The following is a 13435-nucleotide window of genomic DNA, read 5'->3' as shown; positions in this document are numbered from 1 at the left end:
GATATACCAAAGATGCTAGATAAATCCTATCTAAAATAAATGTTTAATAAGATATAAGCAAATGTCGCTTTTTTTTAAATAAAAAAATTCTATGGATTATAACAAATTAATCTAAGGATTCTTCCGTAAATGATCACCATCATTTTTATGTAATTTCATAAGTGACCAAACTAAGGCGATTGCAAAAAGTGATGAGGTTAAGAAAGTATAGCTAAATGCCTGTTGTAAGCCATCACTTGCGCTAAAGAAATGTCTATAAAGATTTAGAATTATCGATGAAATGGCAATACCAAATCCAATCCCAACTTGCTGCACAATACTTAATACTGTAGAACCTGTGCCTGCCTGTTGTTTTGAAAGATCGCCTACAGTCAACGTATTAATTGAAGTGAAAATTATCGACATGCAAGCACCGTACCACATAAGATTACAAATAATCCAAGTCAGAGAACTTTGTTTATCCAACCAAGCCATGGAAATCACAGATCCCGCCATCAAAAGTGCTGATGAAATTAACGTTGTTTTATAGCCCCAACGATTTAAAATTCGTCCAATTAATATTTTCAAAATTACAGAAATTAACGCAATCGGTGCTAATAGCCAGCCTGACATTTCAGCACTGTAACCGAAAGATAATTGAAACATCAAAGGCAATAAAAAGGGAACGCCAGATGCAGATAATCGGATAAAAATATTGGCAATAATGCCTAATCTAAATGTACGAGTACGGAAAAGGGATAAAGGTAAAATGGCATCTTCATTGTTTTTGGCATAGCTACAATAAGCCACGAGTAACAGAATACCGACAACTAATACGCTATAGGTTGCAATTGGGCTATGCTGGCTTTCACCGAGTAAATCCAAACCAAGCGTGATGCCAACTAACCCTAATGCAAACAGTAAAAAACCTGTCCAATCTAGTTTCTCTGCTTCGCCTTTGATGTTACTCATCACTCTGCCCGATGCCAAAATCCCTAGTGCACCAATTGGAATATTAATTAAAAAAATCCAGTGCCAACTGGCGTGAATGACTAACCATCCACCTAAAATAGGCCCTAGAATTGGCCCAATCAAACCTGCAGTTGCCATTAAATTCCAAGCATTAACTAATTGTTGTTTAGGGACAGCTTGAATAATAGCTAAACGCGCCACTGGCATCATAAAAGCACCGCCTATCCCCTGAATCACTCTGGCTAAGATTAAACTTTCTAAATTAGGGGCCGCGGCACAAGCAACTGAACCTAAAATAAACGTGAAAACTGCACCGCGAAAAACGGTTAATGTCCCAAATTTTGCCGCGGACCACGCGGTTAGAGGAATAAATAATGCAACGGCTAAAGAATAAGCAATAATCGCCATTTGCATTTCAAAGGCGGGCTTATGTAAATCGGAGGATATCGCCGGTAAGGCAGTATTAAGAATGGTGGCATCTAGGCTCTGCATAAAAAGCGCCATTGCTGCTACCCAAGCTAAACCGCGATAAGCATTGGATTCAGTCATCGTGCTCCGTGAAAATGGTGCAACCAATTTTCAATAAAATCGGCAATTTTCGGAATGCGGTTAATATCCAACAAAGTGCGGTCAATTTCAAGGAGATAATTAGTAGCAACCGCCACAACATATTCGTCAATTTCGGGTAAAGGTTTTGCCATTTCTTGACGGTGAAGCAAAATCTTTGGAATAGGCTCTTGTTTAAAGCCTTCCACCAACACTAAATCCGTTAAAGTGTGGTCAAATTGTTGCGCTAAATAATCCAATGAAACAGGTTTTGGCGTTTCCGTCATGATCGCCCAGCGTTCATCATTCGCTAAAATGACTTGAGAAGAACCCACCTCTTTCATACGCCAACTATCTTTGCCTTCTTTATCAACTTGCATATTGTGATGGCTATGTTTAATCACTGAAACGCGAATGTGACGAGCGATAAGCTCTGGGATAAGTTTTTCTAATAATGTTGTTTTACCACTACCGCTATAACCGGTAATTCCAAATAAAGGAATCTGATTGTTCATAAAAATAACCTTAAAAATAACCGCACTTTAGATACCGAAAACCCCGAAAGATCGGGGTTAATAAATTAAGAATGTTTTGCTGCATAATTGGCAAAAATAAGTCCGCCAATAGCAAGAAGAGCAACAATGCCAAGCCCTATAGCAAGCCACATATTATTTTCCCTCCACTAATTGACGAAATTTACGCCCCATCACAAGGCAAGCATAAGCAATAATGAGCAAAAAACTAATATTTAATCCTTTTAGGAAAAGCGGTTGCTCGCCATAAAGTATAACAGGCATTGCTAGAATAGCAACTTTTGCCACATCATCACTAAGTTTTGACCAAGCCTCTAAAGAACTTTTCTCAATGGGTAATTTAAATAAATTCGGCATAGTTTCTCCGATAAATAAAAAAGAAATTTTGCTTAAATAAAAATAGAATTACTCAACTAGCTTTATAGCTTGCGATCTAGATCCAGCAATAATAAAAAGCGAATAAAAACTTAAGATAATATGCGCAATAAAACAGGCTGAAATTCTGTTTGTTGCCCTAATTTTCTGCTATAAGATTTTACAAAAATGAAAGAAAGTGCGGTTAATCCAAAGATTAAAATTGCACGCAAGATTTCATTATGGCTGATGTAATCAGATAACATCGTCGCAATCAATAAGGTCAAAAGCGGTACAACATACATCAATAATGCCGATAACAACATCGACTTTTCTTCTAATCCAATTTCAACAATTTGACCTTCTCGTAATGGCATTAATGTGTCCACATAAAAAATATGCTCGCCACGTTTACCGTTTAATTCGGAAAGACTTGATGTTCCACAACTGTTTTTAGCTGCACATTGGCCACAGGCACTTTGGGATTGGCATTTCACTTTGGCAATGCCATTTTCATAGCTAATAACAACGGCACTTTCTCTTAGCATTGGGATTCTCCCATATAAATATCAAAGCGATGATTTTTCGTTTCACGGCTAAAGTGTGGTTGTTTTCCACAAAGAAATTCTGCATAGTCAGGACGCTTCACGACCACACGTTTTTTAGCGAGTTGTAGTGCAGGTAAAAGTAATTCATCGGCATCTAAATCAGCCCCGACTAAATGCTGGAATACACGCATTTCTTTTTTTACTAGTGCAGATTTTTGTTTATGTGGATACATTGGATCGAGATAAACCACATCGGCATAATCGCTATTAGGATCAAGTTCATTAATATGGTGAACATTCAGCAAGCGCAAATTTTGTTGCAACATCTCACCGATTTCCTCATCTTGATAAGCACGATTTAGACCATCTTGCAGAAGTAAAAAAACAACAGGATGACGTTCTACTAAACAAACTTGGCAACCAATAGAGGCTAGCACAAAGGCGTCACGTCCTAGACCAGCTGTGGCATCAATAATCGTTGGCAATTCCGAACCTTTAATCCCTACTGCTTTCGCTACAGCTTCACCGCGACCACCACCAAATTTACGACGGTGAGCCATTGTCCCACCTACAAAATCAACATAAACCGCCCCGAGTTTAGGTTCGTCTAATTTACGAAGTTCTAAACGTTCATCGGTTTGAACAAGTGCAAGTGGGCTTTGTTCATCATGAATAATGTTATGTTCAGCACAAAGTGCGGTCAATTCTGCTAATGTTTTTTCTGGAGATTCAGAAATTAGTTGAATACCTACTTGCGAATGAGCCATACGCCGCTTTCCATGTGGTCAGTGTAAGGGAATTGGTCAAATAACGCTGCTTTTTCAATACGGTGCGTTTTTGATAGTTCAATAAGATTATCGCACAGCGTATGTGGATTACAGGAAATATACAAAATGCGATCGTAATTTTGTACAAGTTTCACTGTATCAGGATCAAGCCCTGCGCGAGGTGGATCGACAAAAATGGTATTACATTCGTAAGATTTTAAATCAATCCCTTTCAAGCGGTTAAAGGCTCGAACCCCATTCATTGCCTGCGTAAATTCCTCTGCCGACATACGGATAATTTGTAAATTATCAACTTTATTTTCAGCGATATTAAACTGTGCGGCGGCTACGGAAGGTTTGGCGATTTCTGTTGCCAATACCTTGCGGAAATTCTGTGCAAGTGCAATAGAAAAATTACCGTTTCCGCAGTAAAGTTCTAATAAATCGCCTTCGCTATTTTGGGTACAATCAATTGCCCATTCAAGCATTTTACAGTTTACCATTGGGTTTGGCTGGGTAAAACTATTCTCGACTTGGCGATAAACATAATTTCTGCCATTCACAGGTAAAACTTCATCCACATAATCTTGCTCAAAACAGATTTTTTGTTTACTTGCACGCCCGATTATTTGCACATCAAAATCTTGCTTTTCGAGTAAATCTTTTAGATTTTTAGCCGCACTTTCCCATTCTTCAGTGAGTGTTTTATGATAAAGCAAGCTCACAATAATCTTATTACTCAAAGTGCTAAGGTAATCAATTTGGAATAATTTTTTGTGTAGCACTTCTTGTTGTTTTAACAAAGGTAATAAGGTTTGCATCATGCGATTTATCAGCGTGCTAGCGATTGGAAATTCATCCACGCGATAACGCTGCAACGTCGCTTGATCAAACATAATATGGTAAAAATCATCTTGCTCGTGCCAAATACGGAACTCCGCACGCATGCGATAATGACTTGTTGGAGAGTCAAAAACTTGAATATCAGGCGCATTGAAAGGGCACAAAAGTGCGGTTAATTTTTCAAGTTTTTTTTGTAGCAGTTCGTTGTATTGAGAAATCGGTAATTGCATAGAAATTAGTATTCATAGGGCGTATGAAGACGAATCGTTCATACAAAGATAGGAGAATAAAGTTATCAGCCGTGAATTACGCGAGATTTCACAAGCTATCAAAAACAAAAGGCAGACTTCCGCCTGCCTTATTTAACGTCTCTTATTCGCCGGAATAATCTTCACCGCCAGAGGCAGCTTCACTCACATCACCAGATAAGGTGTAAACACGTTTTTTAGTGTTAATACGAGTACGATATTTATTCCAAGTTTTTTCAAAGAAAGTCTCTGCTGCGCGCTCACCACGGCAAAAAGCGACGAAATCTTTTTCTTCTTTAGTCGCTGGCTCACGTTCCCCTAAGTCTAATGCTTTGAACGCTTGGCCATATTGCTCAAGCACCTGTGATTCCTTGATTGTGTAATCACCGTGACGGGAAAAACCACGTGGGTAGTTTTTATCGTCAAAGAAACGACGCGTTACGCTAAAACTTGCAGCCATAATATTCTCTCTTCTTTCATTAATATTTACAAAATAGGGCAGGCATTAAACCAATTTTTCGTTATTTTTGCAATAAACCTTTTACGGTTTGCACATAATCTTTCACGAAATCATCGTAATTTAACCCTTCAGGGTTTACGCGGAATTTTCCATTTACATAAAAATCAGGTACGCCACGCACCTTAAATTGTTCTGCGGCATTTACTTGTTTATTGACCAAACCATTCACGGCAAAACTATTAATGCCGCCATCAAATTGCTCGGCGGTTACACCATTCGATAAGAAAATGGCTCGAATATCATCCATTGATTTCAAGGCATCCTTTTGAGCCGCTTCAAATAATGGTGCCTTTACTTTACTTTCTGCACCTAATGCCATTGCTAACGCCCAAGCACGCGTTAAATTTTCAGACTGGCGACCTAAGAAATTTACATGATATTGTTTAAATTTCACATCTTTTGGTAAAGCATCTGCGACTTGTTGTGGAATTTTGTATTCCATTTCAAAGGCGTAACAATGCGGGCAGTAGAATGAGAAAAACTCAATCACTTCTTTTTGCTGTGAAGCCTGTTGGCTCACTTGAACATATTGTTTACCTTCTTGTAAATCTGCTGCAAAACTATTTACAGACATAAGCGTGCTGATACCTAAACCTAACGCAAGTAATACTTTTTTCATTTGCTTTCCTTCTTATTTAATGATACCGCGAGCACGGAGCAATGCGGTTTTAAAATCTTCTTCGTAATCTTTTTTGAGACCAGGAATTGGCTCATGTTTATCTGTACCATCCATTTTTAACTGATAAATAATCACTTCATCAGTTAATTCATTTAATGGCTTTTGGAAACCTGATTCATTGGCAATTTTTTGCAAAATTTCCATTAAACTCAAATCTGGGTTTTTAGACCAATAAGGCTGTAAAAGTTCCAAAACTTCATTTAAACGCTTACATTTCATTGCTATTTCCTTTTTAATCGTAAAAAATAGGCAAATGATACTTGAAATAACGATAGATTAAAATATGACAATTACAATAAGCGCGGTAATTTTGGCTGGTGGCAAAGCACGCAGAATGGGTGGACAAGATAAAGGATTACAGATTTTAGGTAAACAATCTTTAATTCAGCATGTTATTCATCGCTTGCAACCACAAATTTATCAGATTTCAATTAACGCTAACCGAAACCAAACAGAATATGCAAAATTTGGCGTTCCTGTATTTTCCGATGAACTACCCGATTTCCAAGGGCCATTAAGTGGTATGCTAACAGCCCTAGAAAAGACAACAAGTGACTTCATCCTTTTTACACCTTGTGATACGCCTTTTTTCCCAACTAATCTTTTAGATAAACTCAAAAGTGCGGTTGAAAATCACCACACTTTAATTGCTTATGCTTGCGATGAAGAACGTGAACATCCCGTTTTTTGTTTGATGTCCGTTCAGCTAAAGGAAAAATTGCGACACTATTTAGCATCGGGTGAACGACGCCTTTTACAATTTATGAAAGAAAATGGCGGGATTTCAGTAAAATTCACGCAAGAAGAAGGTAACTTCGAGAATTTTAATACACTGGATGATTTAAAGAAAACAGTCATCTAACCGAACACTAACAAAAGTGCGGTTTATTTTTATTATTTCCGCGCACCAAATATCGCAATCAATTCTTTCACTTTTACGCGTTTTTCTGAATTCTGACTAATAGAACGTTGAACTTTTACCCGTTTAAATTTAGCACCGTTATAAATTTCACGCGTAAATTTAGTATCGTGATTAGAAATCAATATCGAGATTTGTTTTTCCTTTTGTATAGATTTCGCTAAATCAGCCAAAGTGCGTTGTTGCGCTAGGCCAAACTCATTGCCCGCATAACCAGTAAAATTAGTATCTTGTTGTAGCGGAGCATAAGGTGGATCACAATAAATCACCGAATCTTTATCAGCAAATTCAAAAGTTTTTTGAAAATCACAACACAAAAACACCGCACTTTGCGCTTTATGCGCAAAATAACGTAATTCATCCTCTGGAAAATAATGAGTTTTATAAGCTCCAAAAGGCACATTAAATTCATTTTTGCTGTTATAACGGCATAATCCGTTAAACCCAAAACGGTTCAAATACAAAAAAATAATCGAACGTTCGAAAGGATCCGTAGAAGCATTGAATTGACGACGTTTGGCATAGTAATAATCGGATGTATTGGCATCATCAGCGAAAAAGATCAGCTTACAAGCTTCAATATAACCCTCTACATTTTCTTTAACAATATTGAATAGATTGATTAAATCAGGGTTGATATCTGCCAAAATATAGCGTTCAAAATTAGAATTCAGAAATACTGCTCCAGCGCCCACAAATGGCTCAATTAAGCAGTTTTTTTTGTTTGGAAAGGCTTTATTTATTTCGTCCGTTAAACGAAATTTCCCCCCCGCCCATTTTAAAAATGGACGGTGCTTTAACTTGGGTTTTAAAGATTGTTTTTTCGGACGTAACATCTTAATCCGTTTGAGTACAACGACGAATTGCGTTTAACACGAGGGTATGAGCAGTATCATTCGCCACATAGGCTTGGCCTAGAGATTTGAGTAGCACCAGACGCAATTTACCCGCTAGAACTTTTTTATCACGCATCATATGCGGTAAATAGTCCTCCGGCTGCATCGTATCCGGTGATACGGTGGGCAAATTGGCACGAGCAAGTAATTTTTCAAGGCGAGACACATCTGCAATAGAAATATCTCCAAGTTCTTCCGAAAGCGCCGCTGCCATCATCATTCCAGTCGAAATAGCTTCGCCATGAAGCCAGTTTCCATAACCCAAGTGAGTTTCAATAGCATGGCCAAAAGTATGTCCAAGATTGAGCAATGCACGATCGCCTTTTTCTGTTTCATCTCTCGCAACCACATCCGCTTTAATTTGACAACAACGAGAAATACAATATTGAAGCGCCTCAGGATGCAAAGCAACAAACTCATCAATATGTTGTTCTAGCCATTCAAAAAATTCGTAATCTAAAATGGCACCATATTTGATAACTTCGGCAAGACCCGCATTTACTTGACGTTTAGGAAGCGTATTAAGCGTGAGCGTATCAATAATAACCATTGATGGCTGATAGAACGCACCAATCATATTTTTGCCTAATTCATGATTAACCGCCGTTTTACCGCCAACTGAAGAATCCACTTGTGAAAGTAATGTTGTTGGAATTTGAATTAAACGCACACCGCGCTGATAACTTGCCGCAGCAAATCCAGCAATATCGCCAATTACGCCACCGCCCAATGCAATAATCGTGGTATCTCGCCCATGATTACCTTGCAAAAGTGCGCTGAAAATTAAGTTTAAAGATTCAAGCGTTTTGTATTTTTCGCCATCTGGCAATAAAACATGATCGACCACGCAACCACGTTTTTCCAACGCATAGATGACTGTATCAAGATAAAACTGTGCAACCGTGGGATTCGTTACAATCATCACGCGATCCCCTCGTTTAATCGGGTAACTACGTTCATCTTGTAACAATCCGCTACCAATTAAAATAGGATAGCGACGCTCTTGCAATTCCACGTTGACGCACAGCATAATTTATCCTTAGGTGTGTTTAAAGTGCACCATTCAATCCATTCATATTATCAATTAAATCAACAATTTGATTTACCATTACTTTGGCATTTTGCTCATCGGTTGGCAAAGTGATGTCCGCAATTTCTTCATAAAGAGGGTTGCGAATTTTTGCTAAATCTTCCAATACTTGACGAGGATTATCTGTATCTTGGAGCAATGGACGTTTTTTATCACGTTGAGTACGTTGGAATTGTTTTTCCACCGTTGTTTCTAAATAAATCACGATACCGCGTGCAGATAAATAATTACGACTCTCTTTAGAAAGCACCGCGCCCCCCCCCGTTGAAAGTACAATACCTTGCATTTGAGTAAGCTCATTAATAATGCGTTCTTCACGCTTACGGAAGCCTTCTTCACCTTCCAAATCAAAAATCCAGCTAATGTCCGCGCCCGTACGCTCTTCAATCACGGCATCGGAATCAATAAAATCCATATTAAGCTGTTGTGCTAATTGACGACCGATAGTGCTTTTACCTGCACCCATTGGTCCCACTAAAAAAATATTACGTTTTTCCGCCATTGTTCTTTTCTAATTAAATTAAAGGTGAAATAAAAATTTGATCTTTCTAACAAAAATACACAGTCCAAAACAAATTTGACTACTTGAAAGATCTCCCCAAAAATGGCCTAGATTATCGCAATAAACCACCCTATTTTTCAACCTTTCTAGGGAATTTATTTTCCACGAGAAAGCATTCAGGTGTGGAATAATCAAGATTCTCAATCATCTATGACATCTTAAAGCAGCAAACTCATAACAAAAATAGCGCGTTAAGTACGCGCTATTTTTAGTCTATTTTTCAATTTTATTTTTTAGGTAACGCATCACTAGAAGCATTAAATTTCACATTTGATGAAGTGTAAGCCTCAAAGTGCGGATGTTTTTTCATAAATTTAATGAAGCTTTCCGCATCAGGCAAATATGTATCAACACCTTCATATTTAGGATCGTTAAATAATTTACCAAAAGTTTTGTAACCATCTTTACCGCTAGCTACATAGGCATTGGTACCAACAAGATAACGTTTATTATCATCAATTGATTCCCATTGTTGGGTTTGTTTATTCAAGACTTCCACGCTCACTAAGCGTTTACCTTCCGCATTTGGTGTTTCATTCGCTTCGTAACGAATGCCTGCGCCATAAGGGAATGCCCCTGTAGAACCATCAACTAAAGCAAATTGCATCGCATCTTCAAGTACTTGTTTCACTAACGAACCTTCCATTTTATAGGTATATAACGTATTCCCGAAAGGTAAGAAAGTATAAGCATCATTAAAGGTTACATTGCCCGGTAAAATATCTGCGCGTACACCACCTGCATTTTGAATGGTTAAATCCACCGTTTTGAGTTCGTTATACATCGTTTCTGCAATAAAGCGTGTCGCGATAGAACCTTCTGGATTAGAACCCGCTTTATTTGGGATACGGTTTGCTGAACCACCCGGCATTGCAGAGCCAGTGATGACGCCAACAATTTCTTGTGCTAAACGATCTTTTTCGCTTTTATATTTTGAAATAAGCATGTCTGTTTTAGCATCATGATCATCAAGTGAAATACTCTTCATTGATTTTAAAGTATCAAGCGCTTTTTTACGTTCATCGCCTGTTAATTCAGCCCATTTACCCTCCGCATTTTTCACTTGAAGTTTATGAGAACTCATTAACACGTGAGGAATTTTACGAGTAATAGACGCAATACCTTCAGGACTGAATTTAACACCTAAATCCCCCACAACAGCAGAATAAGCCCAACCTTCCATTACAAATACTGGTTCGCCATTCGGATTTTTAAATTCAAGTGGATATTCATAGATTACTGGCAATTTTAAACCACGTAATTCATCGTTTCCGTATAAATAATGTGAATCGCCAGTAACGATCACATCAATATCATTTACTTTTTGAGCGATTTCGATATTTTTTTCACTACCTGCATGTGAAAGTAAAATGATTTTATTAATACCTTGTTGTTTTAGCGCATTTGCCATAATTTGTGCGGTAGCAATTTCATCATAGAACTTCACATCCTTACCTGGTGAAGATGAATTAACCGTTTTATTCACGGTATCTAAACCGATAATGGCAATTTTCTCTCCATCCACAGTGAAAATATCGTAAGGTTTCCATTTGTTATATAAAATTGAATTTTTATCAGGAATAACATTAGCTGAAAGTACTGGAATTTTTAATGGCTCGAGTAGTTTTAATAAACCTTCATTACCAGCGTCAAATTCATGATTACCCAAAGTAAAATAATGGAAATTACCAGCATTCATGACAGCCGCATCAGCGGAACCGCCAAAAAGGGTGAAATACAGCGTACCGGTAATCGCATCACCAGCATGTAGCACTAATGGATTTTTATACTTTTTACGTAACTCATAAAGTTTTCCATTCACAGCAGAAAAACCGCCAATATCAACCTTTGTTTGTTGACCATTTAAATTAATTCTTGCTTCGTGCGGTTCCAAATAAGAATGGTGGTCGTTAATATGTAAGATACTTAACTCCACAGCTTTATGTGCTTGCGGCACTTCTTTAGCAAAGGTTGCACCTGAGCAAAGCATTGCTAACGCACTAACTGCAAAGGTAACTGATTTTTTAGATAAAAACATAATGGCTCCTTGTGAGTAAACGGATTAATTTAAGCCTTCAAGCATTGCTTGGAAAGTCTTATAACGAATAGCATAGTTATTGTGTTGAAGATTTTCACGTGCTTGATCTAAATACGAAAAATCATCAACCTCCACCCCTTTAAATTGGCGAGCAAACATCATATTAGCTAGAGCGAGGCGGGGCTTAATTTCTGAAGAAGGGGTTATCAAACTCACTCGATTCTCGGTAATAGAAAAAGTTGTTTGATTAGGAAAATCTTGACGTATCTGTTCAATAATTTTTTGAAATATGCCTTTAGCATCCAAAGACAATAATATGATTTGATCTGCTTTTGCTCCCCGTTCTCTTAAAGCCTGAACAAATTGCTCCGAATTATCTGTTTGACGAATATAAATTTTTGCCTGCTCATTCGCTAAAAAAGACACCAGTAAGTTTTTCTTCATTTCCTGAATTAAATTAGCATCGCCAGTATTTATCGGTTCAAAGTATAAATAATCAAGAAATTTAGGGGTGAGATTTTTATCTGTTTTAAAAATGCGAGTGAGGATTTTTTCGCTTATTTGGATCTGATTATCTAGGAATTGAGGAGGTAAAGAAAAAAGTGCTGTGAGTTTTTTCTGTAAAATCGAAACTTGTTGCTTTTCTTGCTTAGCCAAAGCGATTGAAAATTGTTGCTTTAAAGCCTCAGCGGACTCAGTAGATACTGATTGTTGAGAAGACGAAGGAGGACTCGCTATCACAGATTGTTGAATGCCAATACATGACGCTAATCCAAGTAACACCGAATGAAAACCGATTTTCATAATAAACCTCATTTAACTGATATTTTATCAATGTAAAATACCGCTTAACGCGTAAACTTGACCTAAAACTGCTTGAGAGTTTCTTACATTATACGTAAAACAAAATTGCATGTGAATGATAATGTTTACCTTTTCAAGAGAATATAACGTACTTATTAGAATGCTCATCAAAAACTTGCAATTTTGCTCAAAAAGTATAGAATTCGCAGGCTTTTTGTCTATATATACAGAGAAAAAAGTAAGCTATATTCTTAAATCGCTTTCGAGTTTAGGAATATTCTTTTAGTAATTAAACATTTAGAGGAAGGTTATGGTAACCATTCGTTTATCTCGTGGCGGAGCTAAAAAACGCCCATTTTATCAAATCGTAGTAGCTGACAGCCGTTCACCACGTGACGGTCGTTTCATTGAGCGTGTAGGTTTCTTCAATCCTATCGCACAAGGTAACGCAGAACGTGTTCGTATCGACCTTGACCGTGTTAACCACTGGGTTGGTCAAGGTGCATCACTTTCTGATCGTGTTGCTAGCTTGGTAAAAGAAGCACAAAAAGCAGCATAATTTTGCTTTTTGATTTAGTTCTTAAACTAAGATAGGTGAGAAATATGGAACAACAACGTATTGAAGTTGTGGGCAAATTAGGCTCAACCTACGGTATTCGTGGGTGGTTACGTATTTATTCATCAACAGAACAAGCTGAAAGCATTTTTGAATATCAACCTTGGTTTTTAAAAATCAAAGGTGAGTGGCAGCCAACAGAATTAGAAAACTGGCGTCATCATAATCACGAAATCATCGTTAAATTAAAAGGCGTTGATGATCGTGAAGCTGCACAAACTTTAGCAAATGTTGAAATTGGTGTAGATCTATCTGTTTTCCCAGAACTGGAAGAAGGCGATTATTACTGGCACGATTTAATTGGTTGCTCAGTCGTAAACCTAGAAGGTTATACAATGGGAACGGTGACAGAGATGATGGAAACAGGTTCTAATGATGTATTAGTGGTGAAAGCCAATACGAAAGATGCTTTTGGAAAACAAGAGCGGTTAATTCCGTTTTTGTATGAACAAGTAGTTAAAAGAGTCGATCTCACCACGAAAACTATTGAAGTGGATTGGGACGCTGGTTTCTAATCTCAA

Annotated in this window: 17 protein-coding genes; 3 read left to right on the top strand and 14 right to left on the bottom strand. The window is 37.6% G+C overall.

Annotation, left to right across the window (positions count from 1 at the left end):
- Positions 1-111 precede the first annotated feature (111 nt).
- From AC6H22_RS00805 to AC6H22_RS00765, 9 genes are all read right to left on the bottom strand, one after another.
- Positions 112-1500: an MDR family MFS transporter gene (locus AC6H22_RS00805; RefSeq protein WP_118817256.1), complete on the bottom strand. Its 1389-nt coding sequence runs from the start codon at positions 1498-1500 to the stop codon at positions 112-114.
- The gene (gene mobB, locus AC6H22_RS00800; RefSeq protein WP_046952680.1) at positions 1497-2012 is read right to left on the bottom strand and encodes a molybdopterin-guanine dinucleotide biosynthesis protein MobB; all 516 of its coding nucleotides are present in this window, start codon (positions 2010-2012) and stop codon (positions 1497-1499) included. Before mobB ends, AC6H22_RS00805 begins: the two co-directional genes overlap by 4 nt.
- Before the next feature lie 153 nt (positions 2013-2165).
- A complete protein-coding gene (locus AC6H22_RS00795; RefSeq protein ID WP_046952679.1) occupies positions 2166-2387 on the bottom strand; it encodes a hypothetical protein in 222 nt (73 codons plus the stop codon).
- Positions 2388-2497: 110 nt separating this feature from the next.
- Positions 2498-2932, bottom strand: coding sequence for a SoxR reducing system RseC family protein (locus tag AC6H22_RS00790; protein ID WP_046952678.1), 435 nt, complete (start codon positions 2930-2932; stop codon positions 2498-2500).
- Positions 2926-3699, bottom strand: a complete 774-nt coding sequence (locus AC6H22_RS00785; RefSeq protein WP_046952677.1) for a class I SAM-dependent methyltransferase — start codon at positions 3697-3699, stop codon at positions 2926-2928. The genes AC6H22_RS00790 and AC6H22_RS00785 overlap by 7 nt, the downstream gene beginning before the upstream one ends.
- The gene (trmA, locus tag AC6H22_RS00780; RefSeq protein ID WP_046952676.1) at positions 3681-4772 is read right to left on the bottom strand and encodes a tRNA (uridine(54)-C5)-methyltransferase TrmA; all 1092 of its coding nucleotides are present in this window, start codon (positions 4770-4772) and stop codon (positions 3681-3683) included. Before trmA ends, AC6H22_RS00785 begins: the two co-directional genes overlap by 19 nt.
- A gap of 142 nt (positions 4773-4914) precedes the next feature.
- Entirely contained in the window at positions 4915-5250 is a 336-nt protein-coding gene (locus AC6H22_RS00775) for a MaoP family protein (RefSeq protein ID WP_005626449.1), read from the bottom strand.
- A 61-nt stretch (positions 5251-5311) separates the two neighbouring features.
- Entirely contained in the window at positions 5312-5929 is a 618-nt protein-coding gene (gene dsbA / locus AC6H22_RS00770) for a thiol:disulfide interchange protein DsbA (RefSeq protein ID WP_308566928.1), read from the bottom strand.
- Between the two features lie 12 nt (positions 5930-5941).
- Positions 5942-6208, bottom strand: a complete 267-nt coding sequence (locus tag AC6H22_RS00765; RefSeq protein WP_497512888.1) for a YihD family protein — start codon at positions 6206-6208, stop codon at positions 5942-5944.
- Positions 6209-6272: 64 nt separating this feature from the next.
- Between AC6H22_RS00765 and mobA the strand changes: the two genes are divergently transcribed.
- Positions 6273-6851 carry a molybdenum cofactor guanylyltransferase MobA gene (gene mobA / locus AC6H22_RS00760; RefSeq protein ID WP_497512887.1) on the top strand — a complete coding sequence of 193 codons (579 nt, stop codon included), beginning with the start codon at positions 6273-6275 and terminating at the stop codon, positions 6849-6851.
- 32 nt (positions 6852-6883) lie between these two features.
- On the opposite strand, the gene AC6H22_RS00755 is transcribed toward mobA, so the two are convergent.
- The 5 genes from AC6H22_RS00755 to AC6H22_RS00735 all read right to left on the bottom strand — a co-directional run bounded on the left by AC6H22_RS00755 (position 6884) and on the right by AC6H22_RS00735 (position 12298).
- On the bottom strand, positions 6884-7744 hold the full coding sequence (locus AC6H22_RS00755; protein WP_497512886.1) for a Dam family site-specific DNA-(adenine-N6)-methyltransferase: 861 nt from the start codon (positions 7742-7744) through the stop codon (positions 6884-6886).
- A gap of 1 nt (position 7745) precedes the next feature.
- Complete coding sequence (gene aroB, locus AC6H22_RS00750) at positions 7746-8834, bottom strand: 3-dehydroquinate synthase (RefSeq protein WP_497512885.1); 1089 nt, start codon at positions 8832-8834, stop codon at positions 7746-7748.
- Positions 8835-8853: 19 nt separating this feature from the next.
- Entirely contained in the window at positions 8854-9396 is a 543-nt protein-coding gene (aroK, locus tag AC6H22_RS00745; protein ID WP_118817262.1) for a shikimate kinase AroK, read from the bottom strand.
- A 286-nt stretch (positions 9397-9682) separates the two neighbouring features.
- On the bottom strand, positions 9683-11494 hold the full coding sequence (gene nadN / locus AC6H22_RS00740; protein ID WP_118817263.1) for an NAD nucleotidase: 1812 nt from the start codon (positions 11492-11494) through the stop codon (positions 9683-9685).
- A gap of 24 nt (positions 11495-11518) precedes the next feature.
- Positions 11519-12298, bottom strand: coding sequence for a hypothetical protein (locus AC6H22_RS00735; protein ID WP_118817264.1), 780 nt, complete (start codon positions 12296-12298; stop codon positions 11519-11521).
- A 310-nt stretch (positions 12299-12608) separates the two neighbouring features.
- Between AC6H22_RS00735 and rpsP the strand changes: the two genes are divergently transcribed.
- Together rpsP and rimM are read left to right on the top strand one after the other, a co-directional pair.
- Positions 12609-12857 carry a 30S ribosomal protein S16 gene (gene rpsP / locus AC6H22_RS00730; RefSeq protein ID WP_005626429.1) on the top strand — a complete coding sequence of 83 codons (249 nt, stop codon included), beginning with the start codon at positions 12609-12611 and terminating at the stop codon, positions 12855-12857.
- Between the two features lie 44 nt (positions 12858-12901).
- A complete protein-coding gene (rimM, locus tag AC6H22_RS00725) occupies positions 12902-13429 on the top strand; it encodes a ribosome maturation factor RimM (RefSeq protein WP_070590304.1) in 528 nt (175 codons plus the stop codon).
- Positions 13430-13435 lie beyond the last annotated feature (6 nt).

The sequence above is a fragment of the Haemophilus sp. THUN1690 genome, assembly GCF_059704375.1.
Note: the sequence above shows the minus strand (reverse complement) of the source record. Positions and strands in the feature narration are given on the sequence as shown.